29 protein-coding genes and 2 pseudogenes are annotated in these 26552 nt (G+C 53.8%); 29 read left to right on the top strand and 2 right to left on the bottom strand.

Annotated features, from left to right (window positions below; genetic code table 11):
• Positions 1-195: 195 nt before the first annotated feature.
• On the bottom strand, positions 196-489 hold the full coding sequence (locus V4U88_RS02155; RefSeq protein WP_334071581.1) for a phosphatidylinositol kinase: 294 nt from the start codon (positions 487-489) through the stop codon (positions 196-198).
• Positions 490-734: 245 nt separating this feature from the next.
• Between V4U88_RS02155 and aroC the strand changes: the two genes are divergently transcribed.
• The 24 genes and pseudogenes from aroC (at position 735) to V4U88_RS02035 (ending at position 21912) form a co-directional block, all read left to right on the top strand.
• The gene (aroC, locus tag V4U88_RS02150) at positions 735-1904 is read left to right on the top strand and encodes a chorismate synthase (protein ID WP_334071580.1); all 1170 of its coding nucleotides are present in this window, start codon (positions 735-737) and stop codon (positions 1902-1904) included.
• A complete protein-coding gene (gene aroB, locus V4U88_RS02145) occupies positions 1904-3007 on the top strand; it encodes a 3-dehydroquinate synthase (protein WP_334071579.1) in 1104 nt (367 codons plus the stop codon). The genes aroC and aroB overlap by 1 nt, the downstream gene beginning before the upstream one ends.
• Complete coding sequence (aroH, locus tag V4U88_RS02140) at positions 3000-3374, top strand: chorismate mutase (RefSeq protein ID WP_334071578.1); 375 nt, start codon at positions 3000-3002, stop codon at positions 3372-3374. The genes aroB and aroH overlap by 8 nt, the downstream gene beginning before the upstream one ends.
• Before the next feature lie 463 nt (positions 3375-3837).
• Positions 3838-5400, top strand: a complete 1563-nt coding sequence (trpE, locus tag V4U88_RS02135; RefSeq protein WP_334071577.1) for an anthranilate synthase component I — start codon at positions 3838-3840, stop codon at positions 5398-5400.
• Between the two features lie 22 nt (positions 5401-5422).
• On the top strand, positions 5423-6478 hold the full coding sequence (gene trpD, locus V4U88_RS02130; RefSeq protein WP_334072047.1) for an anthranilate phosphoribosyltransferase: 1056 nt from the start codon (positions 5423-5425) through the stop codon (positions 6476-6478).
• Positions 6468-7304, top strand: coding sequence for an indole-3-glycerol phosphate synthase TrpC (gene trpC, locus V4U88_RS02125; RefSeq protein WP_334071576.1), 837 nt, complete (start codon positions 6468-6470; stop codon positions 7302-7304). Before trpD ends, trpC begins: the two co-directional genes overlap by 11 nt.
• Positions 7225-7944: pseudogene (locus V4U88_RS02120) on the top strand (phosphoribosylanthranilate isomerase); the annotation flags it as partial. The gene trpC and the pseudogene V4U88_RS02120, both read left to right, overlap by 80 nt.
• Before the next feature lie 27 nt (positions 7945-7971).
• The gene (trpB, locus tag V4U88_RS02115; protein WP_334072046.1) at positions 7972-9183 is read left to right on the top strand and encodes a tryptophan synthase subunit beta; all 1212 of its coding nucleotides are present in this window, start codon (positions 7972-7974) and stop codon (positions 9181-9183) included.
• Complete coding sequence (trpA, locus tag V4U88_RS02110; protein ID WP_334071575.1) at positions 9180-10010, top strand: tryptophan synthase subunit alpha; 831 nt, start codon at positions 9180-9182, stop codon at positions 10008-10010. The genes trpB and trpA overlap by 4 nt, the downstream gene beginning before the upstream one ends.
• A gap of 51 nt (positions 10011-10061) precedes the next feature.
• Positions 10062-11159: a histidinol-phosphate transaminase gene (hisC, locus tag V4U88_RS02105; RefSeq protein WP_334071574.1), complete on the top strand. Its 1098-nt coding sequence runs from the start codon at positions 10062-10064 to the stop codon at positions 11157-11159.
• 38 nt (positions 11160-11197) lie between these two features.
• Complete coding sequence (locus V4U88_RS02100) at positions 11198-12292, top strand: prephenate dehydrogenase (RefSeq protein ID WP_334071573.1); 1095 nt, start codon at positions 11198-11200, stop codon at positions 12290-12292.
• Between the two features lie 462 nt (positions 12293-12754).
• Positions 12755-13540, top strand: a complete 786-nt coding sequence (locus V4U88_RS02095) for an SDR family NAD(P)-dependent oxidoreductase (RefSeq protein ID WP_334071571.1) — start codon at positions 12755-12757, stop codon at positions 13538-13540.
• Between the two features lie 249 nt (positions 13541-13789).
• Entirely contained in the window at positions 13790-14383 is a 594-nt protein-coding gene (locus V4U88_RS02090) for an RNA polymerase sigma factor (RefSeq protein ID WP_334071570.1), read from the top strand.
• Entirely contained in the window at positions 14380-14979 is a 600-nt protein-coding gene (locus V4U88_RS02085) for a zf-HC2 domain-containing protein (RefSeq protein ID WP_334071569.1), read from the top strand. Before V4U88_RS02090 ends, V4U88_RS02085 begins: the two co-directional genes overlap by 4 nt.
• A 118-nt stretch (positions 14980-15097) precedes the next feature.
• Complete coding sequence (locus tag V4U88_RS02080) at positions 15098-15697, top strand: histidine phosphatase family protein (RefSeq protein WP_334071568.1); 600 nt, start codon at positions 15098-15100, stop codon at positions 15695-15697.
• Positions 15698-15803: 106 nt separating this feature from the next.
• Positions 15804-16892: a DUF5302 domain-containing protein gene (locus tag V4U88_RS02075; RefSeq protein WP_334071567.1), complete on the top strand. Its 1089-nt coding sequence runs from the start codon at positions 15804-15806 to the stop codon at positions 16890-16892.
• 9 nt (positions 16893-16901) lie between these two features.
• Positions 16902-17176, top strand: a pseudogene (locus V4U88_RS02070) (gamma carbonic anhydrase family protein); the annotation flags it as partial.
• Between the two features lie 16 nt (positions 17177-17192).
• Complete coding sequence (locus V4U88_RS02065; RefSeq protein WP_334071566.1) at positions 17193-17375, top strand: IDEAL domain-containing protein; 183 nt, start codon at positions 17193-17195, stop codon at positions 17373-17375.
• Positions 17376-17453: 78 nt separating this feature from the next.
• Positions 17454-17882: a DUF2487 family protein gene (locus V4U88_RS02060; protein ID WP_334071565.1), complete on the top strand. Its 429-nt coding sequence runs from the start codon at positions 17454-17456 to the stop codon at positions 17880-17882.
• Between the two features lie 175 nt (positions 17883-18057).
• Positions 18058-18600: a QcrA and Rieske domain-containing protein gene (locus V4U88_RS02055; protein WP_334071564.1), complete on the top strand. Its 543-nt coding sequence runs from the start codon at positions 18058-18060 to the stop codon at positions 18598-18600.
• 16 nt (positions 18601-18616) lie between these two features.
• On the top strand, positions 18617-19288 hold the full coding sequence (gene qcrB, locus V4U88_RS02050) for a menaquinol-cytochrome c reductase cytochrome b subunit (RefSeq protein WP_148451926.1): 672 nt from the start codon (positions 18617-18619) through the stop codon (positions 19286-19288).
• A 62-nt stretch (positions 19289-19350) separates the two neighbouring features.
• Positions 19351-20229: a c-type cytochrome gene (locus V4U88_RS02045; RefSeq protein WP_334071563.1), complete on the top strand. Its 879-nt coding sequence runs from the start codon at positions 19351-19353 to the stop codon at positions 20227-20229.
• A gap of 94 nt (positions 20230-20323) precedes the next feature.
• On the top strand, positions 20324-20962 hold the full coding sequence (locus V4U88_RS02040) for a DUF1405 domain-containing protein (protein ID WP_334071562.1): 639 nt from the start codon (positions 20324-20326) through the stop codon (positions 20960-20962).
• Positions 20963-21006: 44 nt separating this feature from the next.
• Complete coding sequence (locus tag V4U88_RS02035; protein WP_334071561.1) at positions 21007-21912, top strand: sporulation protein YpjB; 906 nt, start codon at positions 21007-21009, stop codon at positions 21910-21912.
• A 701-nt stretch (positions 21913-22613) separates the two neighbouring features.
• Here the strand turns inward: V4U88_RS02035 and V4U88_RS02030 are convergent.
• The gene (locus V4U88_RS02030; protein ID WP_334071560.1) at positions 22614-23477 is read right to left on the bottom strand and encodes a YitT family protein; all 864 of its coding nucleotides are present in this window, start codon (positions 23475-23477) and stop codon (positions 22614-22616) included.
• Positions 23478-23628: 151 nt separating this feature from the next.
• Between V4U88_RS02030 and V4U88_RS02025 the strand changes: the two genes are divergently transcribed.
• From V4U88_RS02025 to bshB1, 5 genes are read left to right on the top strand one after another with little or no spacing between them, the layout of a single operon-like run.
• Positions 23629-23961, top strand: a complete 333-nt coding sequence (locus V4U88_RS02025) for a nucleotide pyrophosphohydrolase (RefSeq protein ID WP_334071559.1) — start codon at positions 23629-23631, stop codon at positions 23959-23961.
• A 52-nt stretch (positions 23962-24013) separates the two neighbouring features.
• Positions 24014-24547: a tetratricopeptide repeat protein gene (locus tag V4U88_RS02020; RefSeq protein ID WP_334071558.1), complete on the top strand. Its 534-nt coding sequence runs from the start codon at positions 24014-24016 to the stop codon at positions 24545-24547.
• Positions 24548-24578: 31 nt separating this feature from the next.
• Positions 24579-25385 carry a 4-hydroxy-tetrahydrodipicolinate reductase gene (gene dapB / locus V4U88_RS02015; protein WP_334071557.1) on the top strand — a complete coding sequence of 269 codons (807 nt, stop codon included), beginning with the start codon at positions 24579-24581 and terminating at the stop codon, positions 25383-25385.
• An 11-nt stretch (positions 25386-25396) separates the two neighbouring features.
• Positions 25397-25819, top strand: coding sequence for a methylglyoxal synthase (gene mgsA, locus V4U88_RS02010; RefSeq protein WP_334071556.1), 423 nt, complete (start codon positions 25397-25399; stop codon positions 25817-25819).
• A complete protein-coding gene (gene bshB1 / locus V4U88_RS02005; RefSeq protein ID WP_334071555.1) occupies positions 25816-26523 on the top strand; it encodes a bacillithiol biosynthesis deacetylase BshB1 in 708 nt (235 codons plus the stop codon). The genes mgsA and bshB1 overlap by 4 nt, the downstream gene beginning before the upstream one ends.
• The last annotated feature ends 29 nt before the right edge of the window (positions 26524-26552 follow it).

Here is a 26552-nt window from a genome sequence, read left to right as displayed (position 1 = left end):
AATCAACGTGCGTTTAATTCGCGTTCAGCGAAGGAGCGCGCGTTTTTTTCTGTTTTGCCTGCAGGAACCTTTTCGCGGCATACTTGCCAGGGTACGGTTACACGGCGGACCAACCTGTCGGCCGGAGCTGTGTTACAAGATCAATAAACGCATTTGAGCGGGCATGAGCCCCCATAAAGGGGGGCATGCCAGCGATTAAATGAAAAACGGGAGCAAAAATAAACCCGTAATAATGCGAAGTGGTATGCGTCGGCGAAAAAAGCGTCGGCGTGGAAAAAAGCCCGGAAAGAATCCAAATTGTCTGTACGTGGATGCATTGGCGGGCATTCCGTTCATTTGTCCGATCATTTCGTTCGATGGAATTGCAAGAGTAATGTAGTCCTGGTCAACATGTGCAATAAAACCATCGTGAGACTGGCCGTCAGTAGTTGTTATACCAACATATTTATTCATACAGCTCATTGCGACTTGTTGATAATTGGTATCCATGGATAACCTCCTAAAATTTACTCGACAACAGTCTATGGCCTACAACCTACTTTGATCGCGGCATATGCCTAAAGGTCAAAAATATTACAAAAAGGTTTCAGGTGGTCATCATGCGTTTGGGGGAATAATTAAAAATCCGGAAAAAATACGGGCGTGACAAGACATTAGTACTAATATTATAATGAGCAAAGAAATCATCGGATTTTAGCTCTTTACAGTTTAACAGTTTAAAGGGGGAACGCATCATGACATTACGTTACTTGACTGCCGGGGAAACGCACGGTCCCCAGCTTACGGCGATTATTGAAGGTTTGCCCAGCAATTTGAAGCTGGATTTCGAGAAGCTTAATTTTGAGTTGGCCCGCCGTCAAAAGGGCTACGGACGAGGACGCCGGATGCAAATTGAGAAGGACACGGCCCAAATTGTCGGCGGCGTACGCCACGGGAATACGACCGGCGCTCCGGTGGCGCTGGTGGTCGCCAACAATGACTGGACGCATTGGCGGAACATCATGAATATCGAGCCGATTGAGGGAACGGATGAGGAGAAGCGCCGCGTTCATCGGCCGCGCCCGGGTCATGCGGATCTGAACGGCGGATTGAAATATAATCTTAAGGACTTGCGCAACGTGCTGGAACGCTCCAGCGCCCGGGAAACGGCGATTCGCGTTGCCGTAGGCGCGGTGGCGAAACAGCTTCTGGAGAAATTCGGCATACGCATCGCCGGGCAGGTGATCCGGATCGGGGAAATCGAAGCGCCGCCGCACAATCTGTCCCTGGAGGAGATGGCGCGCCTTACGGAGGAGTCCTCCGTCCGGGTGGTCGATCCGGAAACGGAGAAGAAGATGGAGGCCTACATCGACAAAATCAAGGAAGAAGGCGACTCCATCGGCGGCATCGTGGAGTGTATCGTCGAAGGCGTACCGGTCGGATTGGGCAGCTATGTGCAGTACGACCGCAAGCTGGACGGCAGAATCGCACAGGCGGTCATGTCGATCAATGCCTTTAAAGGCGTTGAGATCGGAATCGGCTTTGAGGCCGGGAAATTGCCGGGTTCCCAGGTTCATGACGAAATCATGTACAGCGAGGAACGGGGCTATTACCGGGCGACGAATCGCTTGGGAGGCTTTGAAGGTGGGATGACTAACGGCATGCCGATCGTGGTTCGCGGCGTCATGAAACCGATCCCGACTTTGTACAAGCCGCTGCAAAGCGTGGATATCGATACGAAAGAACCTTTCACGGCCCAGGTGGAACGGTCCGATGCCTGCGCGGTTCCGGCGGCGAGCGTCGTTCTGGAGCATGTGGTGGCTTGGGAAGTGGCCAAGGCGTTCCTGGAGAAATTCGGCGGCGATTCCATCGAGGAAATCGAACGCAACGTACGGAGCTACAAGGCTCAGTTGGAGAGCTACTGATGCGTACGCTTCAAGTGGATTTAGGGGACCGATCCTATCCGATCTATATCGGCAGCGGCCTGCGGAATGAGGCGGGTGTGATCTTCGCCAAGCATCAATTGAGCAAGAAAAGCCCGGTCCTGATCGTTACGGACGGCAATGTGGCCCCGCTTTATCTGAAGCAAGTGGAGGAGAACCTCCAAGCCGAGGGGTACCGGACCGTCAGCAAAGTCGTTAAGGCCGGAGAGAAGGCAAAATCGTTGGACGTATTCCATGATGTCATGACAGCCGCCATCGAAGGCGGCCTGGACCGGCGCTCCGCCGTCGTTGCGCTAGGCGGCGGCGTGGTCGGCGATCTGGCGGGGTTTGTGGCCGCGACCTATATGCGCGGCGTGCCGTTCGTGCAGATGCCGACGACGATTTTGGCGCACGATAGCAGCGTGGGCGGCAAGGTGGCGATCAACCATCCGCTGGCCAAAAACATGATCGGCGCTTTTCACCAGCCCGAGCTCGTCTTGTATGACGTTGGCACGCTGCTTACTTTGCCCGAACGTGAAATCCGGGCCGGGCTGTCCGAGATGGTCAAGCACGGTCTGATCTGGGACGCCGAGTTCGCGGCATGGTGCGGGGAGAATACCGACCGATTGCTCGCGCTCGATCCCGAAACATTGAGCTACGGTCTCACAATGGGCTGCTCAATCAAGGCGCAGGTCGTGTCCCAGGACGAACGGGAGCTGGGATTGCGGGCGATTTTGAATTTGGGTCATACGATCGGTCATGCGCTGGAAGCGATCGGCGGGTATGGCGAATTTTTGCACGGGGAAGCGATCTCCATCGGGATGGCCGCATCGGCGCTGATCGCCGTCAACCGCGGCGCCGACCGGGCGTTGTACACGGAGACTGTCCGATTGCTTGGCGGCTTCGGGCTGCCGACGGTCATGCCGGAGCATCTGGATGAAGAACGTATCATCGGCGCGATGATGCATGACAAGAAGTTCAAGGAGCAGCAGCTCGTTTTTGTGCTTCCGGTTGCGATCGGGCAAGTGGAAATCGTATCGGATGTGAAGGTGGAGGAGGTCCGCCGGGTCATTCGGGAATTAAAAAAGGAGGGGCCTCATGTATAACCGGGGAATTCGCGGAGCCACAACGGTAAACCGCAACGAAGAAAAAGAGATTCTGGATGCGACGGCCGAACTTCTTCAGGAAGTCGTTCGGCGGAACGAAATCGTACCGGAGGATATTTGCAGCGTTTGGATCACCGTTACGCCCGATCTGGACGCCACTTTTCCGGCTAAGGCCATCCGCGCCTTAAGCGGCTGGGATATGGTACCGTTAATGTGTTCGACGGAGATTCCGGTGAAGGGCGGGCTGCCGAAATGCGTCCGCCTGCTCCTTCATGTAAACACGACCAAAGGGCAGCGGGAGATGAAGCACATTTATCTGAACGAGGCGCAAAGCCTGCGCCCCGATCTCAGCGGATCGGAGTCCTAAGACGGGCTTTCGGCAAATAGAGTGCTTGCAAACCGGCCGGTGTTGCGTTATATTAATTTTAAGATTTTCACGAAAGCGTCGTGAAGAGAAGAGATCATCCTTTCGGATGAAGAGTTGAGAAGAGCAGTTTGAGACGAAGACCGCAATATGTTAAGAGTTGAGTAGAGCTGAGCTGAGATGAGCAGAGTCGAGTTGAGTTTGGAGCAGGGAATTGCTTCGATGTGATTAGAGTATACTGGCGACAAGGATGAGGCGTTCGTAAACACCTTGAAAGTCCGTAGCGGGCAACGGGGGTGCGTTCGGGTTTATTTCCACATCGGCCACTCGTGTACTTGAATCATGGGAGCATCCATAATCCCGTTCATACAACTTACTGCATAGAAGCAAACCTCTACTTAGGTAGAGGTTTTTTTGTTTTTCCGAATCCGATTTTTATTTTGAGCCGAAAAGGAAGGGTGCTATTATGACGACTCCCCACGTTGAACAGGTCATCGCCATGGCCAAGGACTATAATCTGATTCCGATCGTACGGACGCTGCTTGCCGATCTGGAGACGCCGATCCGGATATTCCGGCGGTTCGCCCGGAGCGATCGGGCATTTTTACTCGAAAGCGTGGAGGGCGGCATTCAATGGGCCCGGTACTCTTTTATCGGAACGGATCCGTTTCTGATGATGACGGCCAAAAAGGGTGAGATGGTTATCGAGCGGCAAGGGGAGAAGCAGGTGATTTCTTCCCAAAAACCCGTGGATGAGCTGAAGGCGGTGCTCCGCAGCTACCGCAGTCCCAAGCTGCCGGAGATGCCGCCTTTTACCGGCGGGGCGATCGGATTTTTCGGGTATGATGTTCTGCAGTATTATGAGAAGCTTCCTGCCCATCGGGTGGATGACCTTGGCATGCAGGATATGCAGTTTATGTTTTGTGATCAGGTCATCGTTTTCGATCATGTCAAGCAGCGGATTTTACTGGTGGCCAATGTGCATATCCGGGAGGGAGACCGGGACGAGGATATTCGCAGAGCGTATCAGGCGGCGGAAAAGAAGCTGGAGGAAGCCGCCGATTTGCTGCAACAGGAAGGCCCCGGCGAGAACTTTAACCGGACCCCCATTCCGGGGCAGGTGGAACTTGGCGATGTGCGGTCCAACCTGACGAAGGAGCAATTTTTGGCCAACGTGGAAAAAGGGAAGGAGTATATCCGCGCAGGCGACATTTTTCAGGTGGTGCTGTCCCAGCGGTTTCATATCGAAACCGAGGTCGATCCGCTTCATGTATACCGGGTGCTCCGTACGATGAATCCTTCGCCTTATATGTATTACCTCAAAATGGACGACGAAATTATCGTCGGCACATCTCCGGAAGCTTTGGTCAAGGTGGAGGGGGACCGGGTGGAAACCCGGCCGATCGCCGGTACCCGGCCGAGGGGAGCGACGGACGAAGAGGATACCGCCCTGGAGGCGGAGCTGTTGAAAGACGAGAAAGAGCGGGCGGAGCATCTGATGCTGGTGGATTTGGGCCGCAATGATCTCGGGCGCGTTTCGGAATTCGGCTCGGTCAAATGCGACTCGTATATGGAAATTGAGCGGTACTCCCACGTGATGCACATGGTTTCCAAAGTTTCCGGCAAGCTGGCGGAGGAAAAAGACTTCTTTGACGCGTTTCTGTCCTGCCTGCCGGCGGGGACCGTTTCCGGGGCGCCCAAACTGCGGGCGATGGAAATCATCGCCGAGCTGGAGAACGAAGCGCGGGGAACCTATGCCGGAGCGATCGGGTATTTGGGCTTCTCCGGAAACATGGACTCCTGCATAACGATCCGGACGATTGTGTTTAAGCAGGGGAAGGCCTATGTTCAGGCGGGCGGGGGGATCGTATGGGATTCCGTGCCGGAGAACGAATACCAGGAATCGGTGAACAAGGCCAAAGCGCTGTTGACCGCAATCCGCACGGCGGAGCAAATGTTTCCCCCGCCGGCCCGGAGTGAGGGCGTGATTAACCAGGATTATCTGTACGAATATACCCCTCGGGGATAAGGAGGAATAAATCATGAACGGAATGATGGACGGAACGCGGAACGGACAGGAAGCGGTGCAGTACGGCATCGGCCGTCTCATTGAAGGCCGGAATCTGGAACGTACGGAAGCCCGCAGCATTATGGAGGCGATCATGAGCGGCGAATCGACGCCCGCCCAGATCGGAGGGCTGTTGACTGCGCTTCGCATCAAGGGGGAGACGGTGGAGGAAATCACCGGTTTTGCGGAAGCGATGAGAAGCCATGCGAGCCGTCTGCATACGGAAAGCCGTCAACTGCTGGACACCTGCGGCACCGGCGGATCGGGCATCCACAAATTCAACATCTCCACGACCTCGGCGATTGTGGCAGCCTCGGTATCCGTCCGGGTCGCGAAGCACGGGAATCGTTCGGCCTCGGGGCGGGCGGGCAGTGCGGACGTGCTGGAATCGCTGGGCGTCAACATTCATTTGAACGCCGAACAGGCCAAGCGGTGCCTGGATAAAATCGGAATCTGCTTCCTGTTCGCGCAGGTTTATCACCCGTCGATGCGCCATGCGGCCGCGCCGCGCAAAGAACTTGGGGTGAGAACCGTCTTCAACATGCTGGGTCCGCTGACGAATCCTGCAGGGGCGGACCGCCAGGTGCTCGGCATCTATGACGCGGGCAAAACCGAGACAATCGCCAAGGTGCTGAACGAACTGGGCTCTAGGCGGGCGCTGGTCGTGACAAGCAGCGAAGGTCTGGACGAAATCAGTATTTCTTCTCCGACCAAGGTGTCCGAACTCAAGAATGGTGTGATTACGACCTATGAGCTGAAGCCTGAGGATCTGGGCTTAAGAACTTACCCGTTGAACGAAATGATCGGCGGCGATCCGATGACGAACGCGGAGATTATCCGCCGCGTGCTCGGAGGCGAGAAGGGAGCCTACCGCGATGTCGTATTGGCAAACGCCGGTGCTTGTATCTACGTTTCGGGCCTGGCGGACAGTATGGCCGAAGGAGTAAAAATTGCGGCGGAGTCGATTGATTCCGGACGGGCGATGGCTAAATTGGACCAATTAATTCAGACGACGGGGGAACTGAGCTATGTATCTTGATCGCATTGTGGAAACGAAAAGAGAAGAGGTCGAACGATTGGCGGCAAGTTTTTCGCTCTCCGCTGCGGAACGTGAGATTGCGGCGATGCCGCCGACCCGTGGCTTTCATGAGGCCTTGACGCTTCGGCGCAAGCGGGAGATCGGACTTATCGCGGAGGTGAAGAAGGCCTCGCCGTCCAAAGGGCTGATTCGTCCGGATTTTCACCCGGTCAGCCTTGCCGAAGCTTACGTTAGCGCCGGGGCGGACTGCATTTCGGTGCTGACGGACGAAAAGTACTTTCAGGGAAGCGCCGCCTATTTATCCGCCATCCGCGAAGCGGTCGACGTTCCGCTGCTCCGCAAGGATTTTATTATCGACGAGCGGCAGGTTTACGAAGCGCGGTTAATGGGCGCGGACGCCGTGCTGCTGATCGCCGCCATCCTGACGGATGACCAGCTCGGCAGTTATTCCGGTTTGGCTCAAGCCCTCGGGCTTGACGTCCTGCTCGAGGTCCATGACCAGGCGGAGCTGGAGCGTGCTTTGGAATTCGGCTCTACAACCCTGATCGGGATAAACAACCGGAATCTGCGGACCTTCGAAACTTCATTGGAGACCACGAGCGCTCTATCCGCTCAGGTTCCCGCTAACATCACGCTGATCAGCGAAAGCGGAATCCGGACCCGGGAGGATATCGCTTTTTTGATGAGGTCCGGAGGAGCCCGGGGCGTGCTGATCGGCGAAACGTTTATGCGCCAAGAACGGGTGGATGAAGCGGTATGCGAGCTATTGGGCCCGCTGGGCGGGGACGCGTTCGGTTTGCCCCGCTTCGAAGGGAGCTTGTCTTGAAATGGGAGAAACGGTCGTAAAAATTTGTGGACTTCAAAGCGTTGAAGTGCTAAAATCTATGATAAACTTGCCGGTGGATTATATCGGTTTCGTGTTCGCGAATAGTCGCAGGAAGATCAGTCCGGCGAAGGCCGCCGAGTTGACCGCCGCGCTGGGCAGCCGGGGGACCGGGAAAGCTCCGGAGACCGTAGGCGTATTTGTCAATCCCGAGCTGGAGGAGCTCGCCGAGGTGTTGTCCCAGGCCCGTCTGGATGTGGTTCAACTGCATGGAACGGAAGCTCCCGAATTTTGCCTGGAGGTCAGACGGCGTTTCGGCGTGAAGGTGTTTAAGGCTTTTTCTGTCAGACAGGACGGAAGCCTGAACGGGTCGCTCACCCTGGAAGCCTACGAGGGTGTGCTTGACGGGATTTTGCTGGATACTTACGATCCCCTTTATGGGGGAGGTTCGGGAGCGTCCTTCGCTTGGGAGCATGCCGCTTATTACCGGAACTGGGCGAGAGCTCGCGGGATCTTGTTCCTGGCGGCCGGAGGCCTGCACCCGGAGAATGTCCGGGATGCGATCGCCGCGATGGCACCGGATGGCGTTGACGTCTCCAGCGGCGTGGAAAGCGACGGGGTGAAAGATCCTGCGAAAATCGCAGCATTTGTGGAAAGGGTGAAGGGGAACATGACGCAAGAGACTAAGCAGGTGCCGGATGAGCATGGCCGCTTCGGTCCCTTTGGAGGCCGTTACGTACCGGAAACGTTGATGAATGCCTTGATCGAACTCGAGGAATCTTACCGCAAATTTCAGGATGATCCGATATTCCAGGAGGAGATCGCCTATTTACTTAAGCAGTACTCCGGAAGGGAAACCCCGCTGTACTACGCGGAGCGGCTGACCGAGCATTTGGGCGGCGCCAAGATCTATCTGAAGCGTGAGGATTTGAACCATACCGGAGCGCACAAAATCAACAATGCGATCGGGCAGGGGATTTTGGCCAAACGGATGGGCAAACGAAAGGTGATCGCCGAAACCGGCGCCGGACAGCACGGGGTGGCCACAGCCACGGTAGCCGCGTTGCTGGGACTGGAGTGCAAGGTGTTCATGGGCGAGGAGGATACGAAGCGTCAGCAGTTGAACGTCTTTCGGATGAAGCTGCTCGGCGCCGAGGTTGTTCCGGTACTGTCGGGCACGCGCACGTTGAAGGACGCTTGCAATGAGGCGCTCCGGTACTGGGTGAGCCATGTGCAGGACACGTTTTACATCCTCGGCTCCGCGACGGGACCGCACCCTTACCCGATGATGGTCCGCAATTTCCAGCGGATCATCGGCGATGAAACGCGCCGGCAAATCCTCGAGGCGGAAGGGCGGCTGCCCGATATGCTGATCGCCGCCGTCGGCGGCGGCAGCAATGCGATCGGAATGTTTTATCCTTTCGTTGGCGATGAAGGCGTGAAGCTTGTCGGAGTGGAAGCCGCGGGCCGAGGCGTCGACACGGAATTCCATGCCGCTACGATGACGAAGGGCACGAAGGGCGTATTCCAGGGAAGCATGAGCTATTTGCTGCAGGACGCCTTCGGTCAGGTACTGCCTGCGCATTCCATTTCGGCAGGACTTGACTACCCGGGGATCGGCCCGGAGCATTCCTATCTCAAGGATATCGAGCGGGCGACATATTATCCGATTACCGACCGGGAAGCGCTCGACGCGCTGCAACTGCTTAGCCGGCTGGAGGGGATTATTCCAGCGCTGGAATCCGCGCACGCGGTGGCGCAGGCGGTTAAGCTGGCGCCGGACATGAGCCGGGACGAGATCGTTGTCATCTGCCTCTCCGGCCGCGGGGATAAGGATGTCGAGTCGATTATGGCATATACGGAAGGAGGCGCAGAGCTATGAGCGGCGCTACTGCTGTCAATTTGATGGATCGGACGTTTGCAAACCTGAAGGCCGCCGGCAAAACCGCACTTATCCCATTTATAACGGTGGGCGATCCCGATCCCGACACCACGCTCGACATTATCGTCGAACTGGAGCGGGCGGGGGCGGATATTCTGGAGCTCGGCGTCCCTTATTCCGATCCGCTGGCCGATGGCCCCGTCATCCAGCGGGCGTCGGAGCGGGCGCTGGTACGCCGGATTGCGGTGGAAACCTGCATCGATACGGCGCGCAAAGCCAGGGAGCGGGGCGTGAGCATGCCTTTTGTTCTGTTCACGTATTATAATCCCGTGCTGCAGACGGGGTTGGAGCGATTCTTCCTTCTTCTGCGGGAGGCCGGAATCAGCGGCGTTATAATCCCCGACCTTCCCTTTGAGGAAGCGGAGGAGGCCCTGAGGCTGGCCGATGCGGCGGGGATCCGGCTCGTTCCGCTCGTCGCTCCGACTTCGGAAAGCCGAGTCGCGAAGATTTTGTCCCGGGCCAGAGGCTTCATTTACTGCGTATCCTCGCTTGGCGTTACCGGAGAGCGAAGTTCTTTTCACCAGCAGGTGGACGAATTTATCGCCTCGGTCAAAGCTCAGACCGATTTGCCGGTCGCCGTCGGCTTCGGGATTTCCAATCGCGAACAGGTCCAGCGTTTTTCAGAGTTTTGCGATGGAGTCGTGGTCGGAAGCGCCATCGTCCGCAAGATCGAAGAGAGCTTGCCTCTACTGCAACAAGAGGCTACCCGAGAACAAGGCTTGTTGCAAATCCACGACTTTGTGGCACAATTAAATATAAAAGACTAGCAAAGTTGGAGCTGTATTGCCCGATTTTGCCTGAGAGAGGAAGGTACTTATATGCAGCCAAAACCGAACATCGTCGATCTTCCGGTGTACCAGCCGGGAAAACCGATAGAAGAAGTAAAGCGTGAGCTGGGTTTGACGGAAGTGATCAAGCTGGCATCGAACGAGAACCCCTTCGGCTGCTCGCCGCGCGTCCGTCAGGCGATCGAAGCGGAGCTATCCCATTTAAGCCTTTATCCGGACGGCAGCGCCGCCGAATTGAGAGAGGCTTTGGCGGCCTATCACGGAGTTGATCGGGATCAACTGATCTTCGGGTGCGGTTCCGACGAAATTATCGCCTTGATTGCCCGCGCCTTCTTCGTTCACGGTGACGAGAACGTGATGGCGGATCAAACGTTTTCCGTCTATAAGTCGAATGCGGACATCGAAGGGGCGGTCAGTATTGAGGTACCGCTCCGGGAGGGCGCCCATGATTTGGAAGCCATGCTGGAGAAGATCGGAGACAAAACAAAAGCCGTGTGGATCTGCAATCCGAACAACCCGACGGGGACAATCGTTTCAAACGACGAGTTGATCGCTTTCTTGGACCGGGTACCGGGACATGTGCTGGTTGTTTTGGATGAAGCCTATGCCGAGTATGTCACCGATCCTTCGTATACGAATGGAGTCAAGCTGTTGTCGAAGTATCCTAATCTGATCGTGCTGCGGACATTTTCCAAAATCTACGGACTTGCCTCGCTGCGGATCGGATACGGAATCGGGCAGCCGAACATCATCAAATTCATCAATCAGGTTCGCGAACCGTTTAATACGTCCCGGATCGGCCAGGCGGCCGCGCTCGCTTCGCTGGGTGACGACAGTTTTGTTGCCGAATGCCGGAGCCAGAACAGCGTGGGGATCCAATATCTCACCGAGCAGTTTAAACGGTTGAACTTGACCCATTTCCCGGCGCACGGCAATTTCATCATGGTGGATGTCGAAATGCCGGCGACAGAGATGTTCCAATCGCTGATGAAGCTGGGTATCATCGTGCGCGCGGGATTCGGGAAATACCCGCAATATATTCGGGTCACGGTCGGGTCCTCCGAACAGAACGCCAAATTTATCGCAGCACTGGAGCAAGTTCTCTCCGCGCAGAAAGCCGGAGTCTAGAGCTTGCCGACTATAAATCAGAAATCGAGTGAATGCATATGACGACTAAAGTAGCAATCTTCGGCGTCGGTTTAATCGGCGGATCGCTGGGGCTCTGCCTGAGAGGCAAGCCCGGCATCACCGTCGTTGGACACAGCCAGCGCCCCGGTTCATTGAACCGGATGATCGAACGCGGGGTCGTGGATGCCGCTACCCTTTCCATGGAGGAAGCGGCCGCCGACGCCGATTTTATATTTTTATGCGTCCCGGTCGGAAATTTGGAAGAATATCTGGAGAAGCTTTACGCGCTGCCTTTAAAACCGGGCTGCATCATCACCGATGTCGGCAGTACGAAGGCTTCCGTCACGGAGCGTGCGCGGAGCCTTTCCGCTCCGGGCGTATATTTTATCGGTGGACATCCTATGGCGGGATCGGAGCGCTCCGGTGTGGATGCGGCGTCGACTTTGCTGTTTGAAAACGCCTTTTACGTTCTGACCCCTTCTCCCGATGTGCCGGAGGAAGCTTACTCGCGGCTGGAGCAGCTTCTTGCCTATACGCGGGCCCAAATCGTACGCGTCGACGCCGTTATGCACGACCGGATCGTCGGGGCGATCAGCCATCTTCCCCACATTATCGCGGTGGCGCTGGTCAACCAGGTGTGCGATTACAACGCGGCCAACGGGCTCTACCGGACGCTGGCCGCCGGGGGATTTCGCGATATTACGCGCATCGCCTCGAGCGATCCTTTGATCTGGAGAGATATACTCCTCAGCAACCGGGAGGTGCTGCTTTCGCTGCTGCGGGATTGGAACGGGGAAATCGCCGGTTTTATCCGGCTGCTTGAAGCGCAGGACGGGGACGGGATCAAGCAGGCTTTCGAAAAAGCCAACCAGTTCCGCGGCGAATTGCCGGAACGGCGCAAGGGAGCGATAACATCCTTGTTCGATCTGTACATCGACGTTCCCGATCATCCGGGGATCATTGGGCAGATTGCTACCCAGCTCGGCGTCCATCAGATCAATTTGAGCAATATGCAAATCATCGAGAGCCGGGAGGACGTCCCCGGCGTACTGCGGCTTTCCTTCCGGCAAGAGGCGGAGATGGAGCGGGCCAAAGACCATTTGCTGACGCTCGGGTACTCGGTGTACGTCTGAATTTGGAGGGGGAGCCCCCCTTCGGAACCGGCAGATGTAAACGCTTAAAAAAAAGTGTTGACAGAATGAAAACGGATACATATAATAAAAGTACAGTATGGTTTCTCTCCACTCCTATCCAATAACTGTATTGCTCTGAAAATGAGCAATGGGCCGCGAACAGCGGCCTTTTTTTTGCGTATTTTTTGGTAAATAAAAGCACCGGCCGCTACTGGAAATGACGATTTGGAGTTGATGAACGCAACAAAACGGCTGCAATTTTCGTTAGTTAGATATTAGAAAAGGCAATTTATCGCAACACACACATAGTAAGATTCCCTCTTTTTTGTTATCATTTAGAAAAGTACGGAACGCTGTTGGCGGCAAATAGTGTCAGGGTTTAACAATATCGTAAAGTTTGAATATGCTATGATTACGGATATGCGAACGGTTCAGTACATAGTGTTAAGGGGGCTCCGAACCATGGATCTCGGATTAAAGGGCAAAAAAGCGATCGTTACGGGCGGCAGCAAGGGGATCGGATTAGCCGCAGCGCTTACTTTGGCTTCCGAAGGAGCCAAGGTGGCGATCGTGGCGAGGGACCGCGATGATCTGAAGGCCGCCGCGCAGTTGATCGAGGAGCGTACGGGTACCGCTCCACTCTGGATTTCCGCGGACGTGTCGGTCAAGCGGGAAGCGGAGAAGGCGGTCGAAACGGCCGTAAGCGGCCTCGGCGGGTTGGATATCCTGGTAAACAATGCCGGCACCTCGGCGGCTCGTCCGTTCGACGAGGTTGAAACGGAGGACTGGACGGCGGATTTGGATCTTAAACTTTTCGCGGCCGCCCATTTTTCCAAGACGGCTCTGCCTTATCTTCGTCAAGCCCAGGGAGGCGGCGCGATAGTTAATGTCACTGCCATCGGAGGAAAGACGCCTGGGGCCTCGTCCTTGCCGACCTCGGTGAGCCGCGCCGCCGGCCTGGCCTTAACCAAAGCGATGAGCAAAGACCTGGCGGGGGAAGGGATTCGCGTCAACGCTGTGTGTATCGGCCTGATCCATAGCGCGCAGATTGAACGGAAATGGAAGAGTCTCGCCCCAGAGCTGTCCTGGGAGGAATTTGCGCGCGATCCGAGGCACGGCATTCCGCTCGGACGGATCGGCGAGGCCCAAGAGGCCGCCAATGTTATCGCTTTTCTGGTTTCGCAGGCAGCCTCCTATATTACCGGAACCGCAGTTAACATCGACGGGGGACTTTCGGCCGTCCTTTAAAACTTTCGTTTTTTGGACGGGTGGTTGTTGGTTTAATCGTACCTGATGATATTTTTTAATTTTTGTATTTCATGATATACTAATCGTTGATGTAAAAAAGCGTTATTTTTCGACATTCGTTGTTGCTTTAATCTTCAATTTATTGAATTTGTTACATAAGAACCGCAACTTTTTCGTTCCTGTTCGGTAATAATGTGTGTAGGATCGAACGGGGAGAGCGTATGGATGGGCGAGGAGGATCGCACTCAGATGACGGATTCCCAAATGATTCGTGAAATTAAGGAAGGCAATACGGAGCTGTACTCAGAGCTGATGCGTCGCTACCAGCGAAAGATATTGGCCTTTGTCTACCACATGTTGAAGAGCGCCCAACTGGAGTTGCTCGCAGAAGATATTTGCTCGGAAACGTTCTATAAAGCATTTCGCAGCTTGCATTCTTTCCGGGAAGTGGACGCTTCCTTTTCGACCTGGCTTTACACTATTGCCAGAAATACGGTGCTCAGTGAGCTGCGCAAGCAGCGCGGCGCCAATATACCTTTGGAAGAGAGCGGGATCGTGCCGGTGGCGCCGGTTGACGTTGCGCCGGAGCAAGCCGTTCTCCGGAGCGAGAAGGTCGGCAAGGTCCGGGAAGCGATTAATAATCTCCCGGAGAAACAGCGGTCCGCTTTAATTTTGCGCGAATACGACCAGTTGGACTATCAGGAAATCGCCAGTATTCTCGGACAGAGCGTAAGCGCGGTGAAATCCCTTTTGTTCCGGGCGAGGAGCAGCGTAAAGAGTCAGCTTGAACCCTACTTTTACGAACCGATTTACGAGCATTACGAGGGGATGAAAAGCAGATGAATTGTAAAGAGGCCCAAGAATTGTTCGGTGTGATGCCCGATTTGCCGGAGCATCATCCACAGCGCAAAATGCTGGAATGGCATATTTTGGGCTGCGAGTCCTGCGCGGCTGAATATCAGATTTGGACGGAGAGTCTTGACGCCGTTCAAGCACTGCCCATCGAAGTCAGTGAGGAACAAGCGGAGTCCGTCAACCGTAGGGTAATGGATCGCATCTATGCGGAATCGCCTTGGCTTGCTCCCGACATCCGGGATAAAGGGTATGCCCGGCGCATTCGCCGTCGTGTAACCCTCTGGTCGGCTTGCTTTCTGGCCGTCTTTCTTTTCAGCACCTTACTGTTCTTTATTGGCGGTACACTGGAGCAGAAGGAAGCCAATAAACCGGCAACCGGCATCGTTCCTGCGGCCGTAGTCTCTGCGGATACGGAGATTTCGGGGGATTTTACATTTAAACTTCCTACCGTTTCCCGTGGGGTTGTCGAGCCGTTTGTCGTCCAACTGGGACCGGCTTATCCGCAATATTGGATGCTGCTGTCCATGGCCGGAATGGCGCTGGCACTGGTGTCTTGGAAAGGAATTCGACGATACCGAAGATGATCGGCTGTCCCTTTGAATAACGCTTCTTCCGATTTTTTACTCGGAATGAGGCGTTTTGTTTTTTGAATGATATAATATGGTATACAATAGATCACTATTCGACCAAGGAGGGGGAACCATGCTAGTTGGATTGATCCGTCACGGGCTCACCGACTGGAACGCGGCCGGAAGAATTCAGGGGCAGAGCGATATTCCGCTGAATGAGGAAGGCCGGAGACAAGCGGTACGGTTGGCTGAACGTTTAAAGGAAGAAGAGGATACACAGTGGGATTTCGTGATTACTAGCGGGCTTAAGCGAGCGGAAGAGACGGGCCAAATTATCGCCAATCGATTGGGTATACCCCTTTATGAACCGGACTCACGGATTATGGAAAGGTCATTCGGTCAGGCGGAGGGTTTGACGGCGTTGGAAAGGGAGGCCAAGTGGGGAAAGGATTGGGATCTTCAAGAGTTGGGGCAGGAGAAGATTGAAGCGATCCGGCTGCGGGGTCTTTCGTTTTTGAGCGACCTGGGAGAACGTTACGGAGATAAAAATGTGCTTGTAGTCAGTCACGGCGGTCTGCTCGCCCAATTGTTCGCGGCGTTGTATCAGGAACAATGCACGGAAAGAATAGGCAACTTATCCTTGACTATTTTGGAAAAAAACGAGTTGAAGTGGGACCTGCGTCTCTATAACTGCCTCCGCCATCTGGAAGAGATCATAGAGGAGATAAAATAAGGATATGTCAGACAATCCGGGGGATTCCGGGTTGTTTTTTTTAGGTCCCCGGAATAAAAGTTGAAAAAAATCCCATAATGGTAGTAAAACGGCGAGGCGGTATGATATGAATCTGGCGGATATGCTTACATATGCCGACATCGGACAGCTTAGCAGAATAGCAAACCATTACCAATGCGAATGCAACGGGAATTCCAAGCACGAATTAATTCAATCGATCCTTCAAACGATCGGGCGAAGGGAGTTTATCGATTCCCACGTGGAAGGGATGAGTTTGGAAGATTTGCGCTTTCTGAATGGCCTGATCTTTGACGGACGCCGTCAGTTCAGTTTGGAAGAGTTGATTGCCCGCGCCCAGCAGTCGCGCTATACGGAGGACGCCAGAGAGAGGGAGAGTCCGCGGGATGTCATCACCCGGTTCAGACAACGGGGGTGGCTGTTCCAGGGGATGACCCATAACACGAAATATTTGTACGAGGTTCCGGAAGATTTAAAACGCCGTTTCCGGGAAGCGCTGGAGCGCCGCTTTAAAGCGGGGGTCGTGACCTGTACCGATGAACCGCCCATGTACCGGGAGGAACCCGACTTGCTCTCCGAGGATTTAATTCTGTTTCTGCGCTATGTGGAGAAGCAGGAAATCCCCCTGAACAACGAGGGTGTGATGTATCGCCGAAACCAGCAGCAAATTCTGGAGAGCTTTCACATTTCGGAGCCGCTGGTCGGCAAAGGGTGGCGATTCGGGTATGGCCGGCGTTTCAAAGATTACCCGAACCGGTTTGCGTTGCTTTACGATTACGCCAGCCATGCCGGCTGGATCCGTGAAGAGGGGGACCGTCTCCTGCTGACTCCCGCGGGCGGGGCGTTTTTGAACGAAGAAAGACGCGAACCGATGATACAGTTCGTCACCTTTTGGTTAAGACTTTATAAAGGGCCGATCCCTAACTTACTCTCTTTGGTCTACTGGATCGAAAGTTGCAGCAGAGAGTGGGTGACTGTATCCTCGCTATATGGCAGGATGTCGTCCCTGATCAAGCCCTTCTTCTACGATTCGTCCGCATCCATTTTTGAGGAGCGCATTCTACATATGATGCTTCACCTGGGGATGGTGAGAATCGGGGAAGACGGTCGGGGAGAAAGGTACGTGCAGACGACACCGTTTGGTAAATCTGCAGTACATCGGCTTCTAAAAAGCTGATCGTCCAGCGTGATCGGGCAGTTCAATACGGGGCAGCCTTAATCGCCGGGAACCGGCTAGCGGTTGGCCACGGTGCCATTATCCACGTCTGTACTTTAGGCCAAGGCACATTAATCGGCATGGGGGCTATCGTCTTAAACGGAGCCGAAATCGGTGAATATGCTTTAGTAGGAGCAGGTTCTTTCGTTACGGAAAACAAAAAAATTCCACCCTATACTCTTTCCCGAGGGACGGCGGAACGCTACCTGATCAGGGAGAAGGAATATAGGATCACTAAACAGTAGGTTGGAGGTGCATCCTATGGATCAGATGAAGGTTACTTATGAAGCGATGCTCAGTTTAGCGGCGGAGATGGTTTGGGACGAAGCGTTACGCAAACACCGGTCGGAGCAGATTTACACCGAGATTGACAACGCTCTGGAACAAGGCGATGAGGTGGCCTTCCGGCTTCTGACGGATGAACTGAAGACGCTGGAAAAATAAAAGAAATGCCCCCGGGCATTTCTTTTTTTCATTAAATTTTTCATTATAATGGGAGCAGGAGAGAAAGGGGCGAATATTATGAAATTTAGTGACATCGAACCGGGGACATGGGAGGAATTGCGGCCCTATTTGGACACCTGCCTGATTCCGGTCACGGGCCTAACGGGGAAGGAGCGGCCGAACGAGGTCGTGGAAGCGTTGGAGAAATTACGGGATGTGCTGGATTGGGTGGAGTCTCCTTTTCACGGGAGAGTGGTGACGTACCCTTCATTCCAATATGGAGAGGAAGAAATGATGCCACATATCAATGAGGTCTGCCGCCGTGTGAAACGGTCCGGATTTATGTATGCGATCGTGATTTCGGGCAGACTGGAGCTGCGCCGGGAACAACTGCCCGATGCGGATTTGTTGATCAGCCCGGGGTTGTTTCCCCCAACGGAAGAAAAATTGCCGAAGCAGAGGGTAATGGAGCAGGTTCAAGCACTTTGGCAAGGAAGCAAGTACTGAATGTGACAAATTATTGACAAATAGAAAGCGTTAGCAATCTGGCCAAGGGAAAAAATGTGTCTAATTCTTGACGCTCTTGAAAGCCTAATATATTATTAATATGTCTTACACAACAATGTGATAATTGTCATTGAAACGGAGAGAGAATTGGTAGGCAAAGGGGGTTGAAGACTGTATGAGCAATCAGCACGAAGAGCATGAAGAATTGCATAAACCGCCCATTCGTAAGGAAATGTCCCGTCGGCAGTTTCTTACATATACACTGGGAGGCGCGACCGCCTTTATGGCAGCAGGTGTGACGCTTCCGATGGTTCGATTTGCCGTGGATCCGATTCTGCAAAAGAAAGATGAAGGTGCGTTTGTTAAAGTAGTAGAGGTCAGTAAAATCACAAACGAGCCGCAGGAATTTACTTTTGAACTCAAGCAGCAGGACGGTTGGTACTTGAGCACCTCGAACCTGACGGCCTGGATCCGTAAAGACGAGAGCGGAAAAATTTATGCGCTTTCACCGATTTGTAAGCACTTGGGTTGTACGATCGGCTGGAACACCAACACGAATTTTCCCGACCAATATCATTGTCCTTGTCATGGGGCGCACTACACAAAGGAGGGCAAACAGCTTGCCGTCGCGTCGAAGCCGCTTGATGAATACAAGGTAATGATCAAGGACGAGTGGGTTTATTTGGGCGAGATCATCCCGAATACGATCGTGAAATAAGGAGGCGTAGATTCAGATGTTTAAAAATGTTTACAACTGGATTGACGAACGTCTAGATATCACGCCGATCTGGAGAGATGTTGCCGATCATGAAGTTCCGGAGCATGTCAACCCGGCGCACCATTTCTCGGCATTTGTTTACTGTTTCGGCGGCTTGACGTTTTTTATTACCGTGATCCAGATTTTATCGGGGATGTTTCTGACGATGTATTATGTTCCCGATATCATTAACGCATACAACAGCGTTGAATTTTTGCAAACCCAGGTTGCGTTCGGGCAAATCGTCCGGGGGATGCACCACTGGGGCGCGAGCCTTGTTATCGTCATGATGTTTTTGCATACGCTCCGCGTGTTCTTCACAGGTTCTTACAAAGCGCCGCGTGAGATGAACTGGGTGGTCGGCATGCTGATCTTCTTCGTAATGATCGGTCTCGGGCTGACGGGCTATTTGCTTCCTTGGGACAACAAGGCCTACTTCGCTACCAAAGTAACATTGGAAATCGCAAACTCGGTTCCCGTACTCGGACCCGTTATTAAGGAACTGCTGCAAGGCGGTACGATTGTCGGTGCCGAAACGCTTACCCGCTTCTTCGCCATTCACGTGTTCTTCCTTCCGGCGGTGCTGCTGATCCTTCTGGTGGGACACTTCATTATGATCCGCAGACAAGGCATCTCGGGCCCGCTTTAACATCGAACAGGGGCGTGCCCCTGCTGGCAGACACCAAACATTTTGAGAAGGGAGGAAATTACATGGCTCATGGTGACAAATCAAAACAGGAAAAAGTCGTATTTGTCGGCGATTCACGGGTACGCAAAGGGAACGGTTTCATCACTCCTCCCGACTATACGGCGTACCCGGGGAAATCCGAGGCGTTTATCCCCAACTTCCTGCTCAAGGAATGGATGGTGGGCGTCGTCGTCCTCGTCGGTTTTCTGGTACTGACGATTTCGGAGCCGGCTCCGCTCGGTTTCCCGGCGAATCCGAGCGCATCGGTTATCCCGATGCCGGACTGGTACTTCCTGTTTCTGTACCAATACTTGAAATATCCTTATGCGTCCGGAGATTTCGTGGTTCTCGGCACGTTGGGAATTCCGACCGTGGCGTTCGGAGGGCTGCTGTTGGCGCCTTTCCTGGATCGCGGCAAGGAGCGCCGTTTTTATAAACGGCCGATCGCTTCGGCGCTGATGTTTCTTTCCCTGGCTTCGCTGGTATACCTTACGAACTTCGCTTGGACGCACTATAAGCATGAATTGGAAGCTTCGGGGGTGCAACCGGAGCATATCCAGCGCGAGGAGAAGGCAAGGGAAAACCGCGAGAAAGGCTTGCCGACTTCAAGTGGAGTCAAACAGGAAGAAGTCGCGATTGTGGATAAGGACGATCCGGCCATGGAGACCTACAAGAAAGCGACCTGCGTGTCCTGTCATGGCGCCGATCTGAAAGGGGCCAGCGGTCCCGCGCTGAGAGGCGTTGGCGACAAGCACGATAAGGACGCCATCCTTTCCATTATAAAGGAAGGTTATAACGGGAAGATGCCGCCGATGTATGATACCGCGATCAGCGCAGGTCTGACGGATCAGGACATTGACCATTTGGCCGAATGGCTTGCGAAACAAAAAACGGAACAGTAAAATAGAGCAATAAGAGAAAACCTGATCGTTTCGGCGGTCAGGTTTTTTTAGTATCGCCGGACATGGGCTAAATTTGAGGAAATGAGGTTTTTTTTTGAAATTGTCTTTTTTCTGGAGCCGGACACTGCTCTCGTCACGATTGCTGCTCTGGCCGCTGTTTATTTGCAACTTGTTGGGGACGGTCTACGGATACATATGGTACGATGCGCAGTTGCGGGAGACCTGGCTGAACCATCCGCTTTGGCGGATTGTTTTTGTGCCTGACAGCCCTACGGCAAGTCTGTTCTTCACACTATCGCTCTTGTTTTTGCTATTTCCCGTACGTTTGGGCAGGTTTGCCGGAACCCGCAAGCTTCTTGAAGGGTTGGCTGTCGTGACCAGCGTAAAATACGGCGTTTGGGCGGTCAGTATGATCTTTGCCGGCGCTTATCAGGGTGACGTCCTCGGGTGGCAGGATTGGATGCTGGTAGGCTCCCACTTGGCGATGGCGGTGGAAGCCTTGTTATACGTCCGTCTGTTCCGCTTCGGCACGGGTATGCTGATCGCCGCCGGTTGCTGGACATTGCTGAACGACGCGGTTGATTATACTTATGAAGTTTATCCATGGCTTCCCAGAACGTTATGGGATGATGTTCCTTCCGTCATGATATTCACGTTTTGCCTCACCTTGGCAAGCGTGGCCGCCGGCTGGTTCGCCCTCAAGGGCGCAGGCCGGACGAAAGCCGGGTTCTAAGGACGGACAGCCCGCCATACCATGGAGGTAAGGGGGGATTGTCCGTGAAAAGGAGAAACACCATCGCTTTGATCCTATTGCTGGGGGGGCTTGTCGTCCTCGCCGGTCTGCCGTTTTCGGGGACTGGCTATGCGGGAGCGGATCCCGCTAAGGCCGCCGGAGAATCGGGGAAGGGCGGAACGGCTCGGGAAAGCCGCGAGGCCAAGCTTGCCCGGTTCGAACAGGCTACGGAGGAGTTGTACCGCAGCATGCAGGAAGGGTATACGCAGCAGGCTTTGGAGGATATGGAACGGTTAACGGATGCATTGACAGGTCTCTCGTTTAAAGGTTTGACTTCGGTAGAAGGCATTCATGCGTTGGCCGAAAGCGTTATGGATGTGCAGCAGACACTCATCCGCGCGGAGGTTTCTCCCGACGACTGGATGTTTGTGTCGGCGAAGCTCCGGCTGGCGGCGAACAGTCTCGTTCATCGGGACGATGCGCTCTGGCTTCAATACTATAAGGTCATGCACGAGCAAATGGACAAGATCGAAAGCGGCCGGATTTCGGGAAGCCGGACGGCTGTCCGCGAAGCCTTTCTGGGGCTCAAGCGGCATTATGACGTGATCCGGCCGGCTGCGGTGATCCGGAAGGAAGCATGGGAGATCAGCCGGTTTGACTCCTGGATGTCGCATGTAGATGGGCTCAGCGAAGAGCAGACTTCGAATGGCGAGGCCTTGAGTCAGGCCCTTAAGCAGGGGGAGAAATTTCTAAAGGAGCTGTTCGGCAAAACGGAGGATCCCGTATTTCTTCCTGTGACAGGGTACGGGAAACCGGTGTACTGGAGCCTTTTGATCGGAGGGTGGATCGTATTGGCACTCGGTTATACCGGACTGCGGAAGTATATGGCGGATCAGACGGTGATGGCCGCGCATTCGCCCAAAGACCGGGATGACAGCTACAGGTTTTAACGAGGGATACCGGAGTGAGTTCGGGAAAAGAAAAGTGCGTGCTGTAACGGGAACCTCCCGGTACAGCACGCACTTTTCTTTTTTTTAAGATCTATATAGGTTGAACTATTGATTTGCATATTAGACAGCGGTGTAAAGGGTTCCACACTCTTGACCTGCAACTAATGGTTTGGTATGAATTAAAGGGAATTATTCCCGTTAATTTGGTGCGTATGCGGCTGTAGAGGGAATTAGCTGGAAAAGCTCCCGCTAATTCGCCTGAAATTGTGTATACCGGCAATAGAAGCGTGAAATAGATGGAGCTTTTCCAGCTAAATCCGATCGAAGAGCCAAGAGCGGTACATTAACGGGAAATTTTCCCGTTAATGATGTAGACTTCGACGGTGGGACTTTATATCTAAAATTGTGGATGTTGGCAACGTATCTCCGAAACCCTATCACATCCTTGCCCACGCCAATTCTTTAAGGCGAAAAGTCTTGAATAGGCAGCACTATGCCATGTTTTGAAGGAAATGTCAGTGCTTGATTCTCAATAATCACTAGAAATAACTGCGGATTTGCATCATTTGGAGTTGAAATTGCATTCGGCGCATGGAAAGCTGCGGACTTATCACGGATTGGGATGTTCTGTGTGCTTATGGAGCATCTCACTCCCGACGTAAAGAATACTCATTTTCTCGTACAACGATGGCTGATGGGGCCTAGTCTTCCCGGAACCCTTCGCCATGGACGTCATGCACGTCGCTGATAATGATGAACGCCCGGGGATCGACGGATTTGGCGATACCGTTCAGCCGGCGGATTTCCGTGCGGGAGACGACGCAATAGGCCATATGCTTCGCCTGCTTGGAGTAAGCCCCGACCGCGGGGATCAGTGTGACGCCCCGGTCCATCTCTTTGGTGATAATATCAGCGATTTCCGGCGCGCGGTCGCTGATGATCGTGAAGGCTTTGGCCGCATACGCGCCCTCCTGAATAAAGTCGATTACCCGGGAGGCGATAAACACCGCGACCAAGGTATACAGGATGTTCTCGACCGCCACGTAAAACAGCGAAAGCCCGATGATGATGACATCGATTGTCAGAATGATCTGTCCCATGCTGAAGCCGTATTTCTTGCCGAGTATCCGCGCGACGATATCGGACCCGCCCGTGGTCCCGCCGAACCGGAACACAATGCCGAGCCCGGCCCCGAGTGTAACCCCGGCATATAAAGAAGCCAGGATGTAGTCGGTTTGGAATGTTCTGATCCAACCCGATTCAATCATTTTTTCAAAGATCCAGAGAAAAAACGAGAGTGCCCCGATCCCGATGCCCGTATAAATGATCTGTCTTCCCCCAAGTATCTTCCACCCGAGAAGAAACAGCGGAATGTTCAGCAGCAGATTGGAAATCGAGGGGGATATGCCGAACGCGTATTTCAGCAAAATCGTTATCCCGGTAACGCCGCCTTCCATAAGTTGATTGGGTATAATGAAATAAAGAAGTGCGAAGGCATAAATGGCTGTCCCCAGCAGAATGGGAAGCACCGTTTTCATATAACCTCCAAGTTTGCTCGTCTTCATGCAATAATCCCTCACCCATAAATTTAATATAGATTTTTGCGCATTCTTTGTTAGTATACCTTTTTCTGGAGCGATTAAAAAATGATTTGTCTTCAAATTGTCTTTACGATAACATAGGAATGACACCTGACCACAGACGGAGGGATGGCCCTTGGAAGAGAAGTCTCTAGCCGAGCTGCAGCGGGAAGTGGACCAATACATATCGCAGTTTAAAGAAGGTTATTTCAGTCCTCTGTCCATGCTGGCGCGGATGAGCGAAGAGGTTGGCGAACTGGCCCGTGAAGTCAATCACCGTTTCGGCGAGAAACCCAAGAAAGCGAGCGAAGCCGAAAATTCGATTGAACTGGAGCTTGGCGATATTTTATTCATTACGATTTGCTTTGCAAATTCACTCGGTATCGATTTGACGGAAGCGCACGATAAAGTGATGCACAAATTCAATACCCGGGATGCGAACCGGTGGACCAAAAAGGACACCGAATAGGTCCTTGCTTCATATGCTGTAGCAATATCACCCATCAACGGGGGGAAGGCAGATGAAGGCGGAGGACTGTTTAAAAAAAGCTTACCGCAGCATTTATGAAAACGATTTTGAGCAGGCGATCCAATGGTTTGAGCATGCCCTTGTCCTGGAGCCCGATAACGCGGATATTCATTACAGGTGCTCGATTACCTGCGCTCGAAGCGGCCGGCTGGAGAAAGCGCTGGCCCACGCCAGGCTGGCTTCCGCGCTGGTTCCGGTGCAGGAGGAATATAAGCTTCACTTTGACCGTTTGCAGTCCATGGAATTGACTCTCATGGCCAAACGGCTGTTGGAGGGGGAATCCGCGGGCAGCGCGGTCGATGCGGGATTATCCTGCGAACCCGCGGTCCGGCTGCTGGAGCGGGCGGTCCGGCTCGATCCGTTGTCCGTTGACGCGCAGGTATGGTTGGCGATCGCTTATACCGAATTGAAACAGTATGACCGCGCTTTGAGCGCCGTGCAGGAGGCATCCGTTTTACCGCAGGACGTGGGAATTGCGAAACAGCTGCAAGAGTTGGAACAACGCATTAGGAAACATTTGAAATAGCAACTATTCCAGGGAATGTGGGGGATCTGACATGGAGGAACAAATTAGAGTCGCTGTTGCAGGTGCGGCCGGAAGAATGGGTAAAGAAGTAGTGAAGATGGTTTTGGAGGATCCATCTCTTCAATTGGTGGCCGCCCTCGGCCTCAACAATGAAGGCGTCGACGCGGCCACCCTGGTCGGTATGCCCGAGTGCGGGGTACCGCTCACCTCCAATCTGGAGCGGACGCTCACGGAGAGCCGCCCGCACGTCATGGTCGATTTTACGACTCCGGCTTCGGCCTATGTTAACACCGAGGCGGCGATCCGGCACGGCGTGGCTCCCGTCGTCGGTACGACCGGGTTTACCCCGGAGCAAATCGAGCTTCTGGACAAGCAGTGCCGGGAAAAAGGCATCGGCGGATTGATCGCCCCCAATTTTTCGATCGGCGCGATTCTGATGATGAAGTTTGCCGCCCAAGCGGCCAAATATTTCCCGCATTTGGAGATCATCGAGTATCACGGCGATCAGAAGCTGGACGCCCCATCGGGCACGGCGATCAAAACGGCCGAGCTCATCGCGATGAACCGCGAAGAGATGAGACAGGGGAACCCGCAGGAAGAAGAGACTATCGAAGGCGCCAGAGGCGGTTATTATAACGGATTCCGAATTCACAGCGTACGCCTTCCCGGGGTTTTTGCCCAGCAAGAGGTCGTATTCGGCGGTTACGGGCAGACGCTTAAGATCCGCCATGATTCCTACGAACGAGCCGGGTATATGCCCGGCGTCAATCTGGCGATCAAAAAAGTGTTGGAACAAAAAGGCATGATCTACGGTTTCGATCATTTTGTGGATGGATAAGGGGTGTAAATATGTTGAACATTGCTTTTATTGCTCACGACCGGAAGAAAGAAGATATTGTTAACTTTGTCATAGCGTACGAGCATGTATTCAAGGACAAGAAATTGTACTCCACCGGAACGACGGGAACGCGAATCATGGAGGCGACGGACCTGAAGATTCACCGGTTCCTCTCGGGGCCGTTGGGAGGAGATCAGCAGATCGGTTCTCTGATTGCCCAGAATGAGATGGATCTGGTTCTGTTCTTCCGCGATCCGTTGATGGCTCAGCCCCATGAACCCGATATTACCGCACTGCTGCGACTTTGCGATGTGCACGGCATCCCTGTCGCGACCAATCTGGCGACAGCGGAGATTTTGGTCCGCGCGCTGGATCGCGGCGATTTTGCCTGGAGAGAACTGGTGGAATTGAACAAGCCGGGGCTAGGCCAATGACTTTGGATATCCTGATTTTCGGGGCACATGCCGACGATGCGGAGATCGGAATGGCGGGAACGATCGCCAAGCAGATTGCCGCCGGTTATACGGTAGGGCTGTGCGATATGACCCGGGCCGAGCTGTCGTCCAACGGAAACGTCGGATTGCGTTTGCAGGAAGCGGAAGCGGCGTCCCGCGTGCTCGGCGTGTCCCGGCGCATCAATCTGGGCTTGCCCGACCGCGGTTTAAGCGGATCGCCGGAACAAATTGCGGCGGTTACGGAAGTGATCCGGGAATATGCGCCTCAAGTGATTTTTGCCCCCTACTGGGAGGACCGTCATCCCGATCATGTCGCTTGCAGCAAATTGGTGGAAGAGGCGGCGTTCAACGCCAAACTCCGCCGGTATATGCCCGGCAAACCGGCTGTTCCGGCGCCGGAATTGTATTATTATTTTATCAATGACTGGAAGACACCGGATCTGCTCATGGATGTTACGGATTTCTACTCCGTCAAGGAAGAGGCGCTGGGCTGCTACAAATCCCAATTTGGACAAGCTGAAGGGGACAAGGATGTCGCTCCGACCCCACTCAACCAGGGTTATGTCGAACGGGTGAAGGCCAGAGACGCGCTGCTCGGACAGCGCAGACTAATCCCTTATGCGGAAGGATTTATGGTAAAAACACCCTATCTGATTCATCTATTCGGATCTGACCGAACATAGACTGGAAACAGAAAAGGTTTGAAAAGGAG

This window comes from Paenibacillus sp. A14, from assembly GCF_036864815.1.
Taxonomy (GTDB): domain Bacteria; phylum Bacillota; class Bacilli; order Paenibacillales; family Paenibacillaceae; genus Fontibacillus; species Fontibacillus sanfengchensis.
The sequence above is the reverse complement of the archived record's forward strand: the minus strand, read 5'-3'. Positions and strand labels throughout refer to the sequence as shown.

Excerpts from the sequence above, each read along its gene's own strand:
- V4U88_RS02155 (WP_334071581.1), bottom strand. The coding sequence starts at position 489 with ATGGATACCAATTATCAACAAGTCGCAATGAGCTGTATGAATAAATAT.
- aroC (WP_334071580.1), top strand. The coding sequence starts at position 735 with ATGACATTACGTTACTTGACTGCCGGGGAAACGCACGGTCCCCAGCTT.
- aroB (WP_334071579.1), top strand. The coding sequence starts at position 1,904 with ATGCGTACGCTTCAAGTGGATTTAGGGGACCGATCCTATCCGATCTAT.
- aroH (WP_334071578.1), top strand. The coding sequence starts at position 3,000 with ATGTATAACCGGGGAATTCGCGGAGCCACAACGGTAAACCGCAACGAA.
- trpE (WP_334071577.1), top strand. The coding sequence starts at position 3,838 with ATGACGACTCCCCACGTTGAACAGGTCATCGCCATGGCCAAGGACTAT.
- trpD (WP_334072047.1), top strand. The coding sequence starts at position 5,423 with ATGATGGACGGAACGCGGAACGGACAGGAAGCGGTGCAGTACGGCATC.
- trpC (WP_334071576.1), top strand. The coding sequence starts at position 6,468 with ATGTATCTTGATCGCATTGTGGAAACGAAAAGAGAAGAGGTCGAACGA.
- trpB (WP_334072046.1), top strand. The coding sequence starts at position 7,972 with ATGACGCAAGAGACTAAGCAGGTGCCGGATGAGCATGGCCGCTTCGGT.
- trpA (WP_334071575.1), top strand. The coding sequence starts at position 9,180 with ATGAGCGGCGCTACTGCTGTCAATTTGATGGATCGGACGTTTGCAAAC.
- hisC (WP_334071574.1), top strand. The coding sequence starts at position 10,062 with ATGCAGCCAAAACCGAACATCGTCGATCTTCCGGTGTACCAGCCGGGA.
- V4U88_RS02100 (WP_334071573.1), top strand. The coding sequence starts at position 11,198 with ATGACGACTAAAGTAGCAATCTTCGGCGTCGGTTTAATCGGCGGATCG.
- V4U88_RS02095 (WP_334071571.1), top strand. The coding sequence starts at position 12,755 with ATGGATCTCGGATTAAAGGGCAAAAAAGCGATCGTTACGGGCGGCAGC.
- V4U88_RS02090 (WP_334071570.1), top strand. The coding sequence starts at position 13,790 with ATGACGGATTCCCAAATGATTCGTGAAATTAAGGAAGGCAATACGGAG.
- V4U88_RS02085 (WP_334071569.1), top strand. The coding sequence starts at position 14,380 with ATGAATTGTAAAGAGGCCCAAGAATTGTTCGGTGTGATGCCCGATTTG.
- V4U88_RS02080 (WP_334071568.1), top strand. The coding sequence starts at position 15,098 with ATGCTAGTTGGATTGATCCGTCACGGGCTCACCGACTGGAACGCGGCC.
- V4U88_RS02075 (WP_334071567.1), top strand. The coding sequence starts at position 15,804 with ATGAATCTGGCGGATATGCTTACATATGCCGACATCGGACAGCTTAGC.
- V4U88_RS02065 (WP_334071566.1), top strand. The coding sequence starts at position 17,193 with ATGGATCAGATGAAGGTTACTTATGAAGCGATGCTCAGTTTAGCGGCG.
- V4U88_RS02060 (WP_334071565.1), top strand. The coding sequence starts at position 17,454 with ATGAAATTTAGTGACATCGAACCGGGGACATGGGAGGAATTGCGGCCC.
- V4U88_RS02055 (WP_334071564.1), top strand. The coding sequence starts at position 18,058 with ATGAGCAATCAGCACGAAGAGCATGAAGAATTGCATAAACCGCCCATT.
- qcrB (WP_148451926.1), top strand. The coding sequence starts at position 18,617 with ATGTTTAAAAATGTTTACAACTGGATTGACGAACGTCTAGATATCACG.
- V4U88_RS02045 (WP_334071563.1), top strand. The coding sequence starts at position 19,351 with ATGGCTCATGGTGACAAATCAAAACAGGAAAAAGTCGTATTTGTCGGC.
- V4U88_RS02030 (WP_334071560.1), bottom strand. The coding sequence starts at position 23,477 with ATGAAGACGAGCAAACTTGGAGGTTATATGAAAACGGTGCTTCCCATT.
- V4U88_RS02020 (WP_334071558.1), top strand. The coding sequence starts at position 24,014 with ATGAAGGCGGAGGACTGTTTAAAAAAAGCTTACCGCAGCATTTATGAA.
- dapB (WP_334071557.1), top strand. The coding sequence starts at position 24,579 with ATGGAGGAACAAATTAGAGTCGCTGTTGCAGGTGCGGCCGGAAGAATG.
- mgsA (WP_334071556.1), top strand. The coding sequence starts at position 25,397 with ATGTTGAACATTGCTTTTATTGCTCACGACCGGAAGAAAGAAGATATT.
- bshB1 (WP_334071555.1), top strand. The coding sequence starts at position 25,816 with ATGACTTTGGATATCCTGATTTTCGGGGCACATGCCGACGATGCGGAG.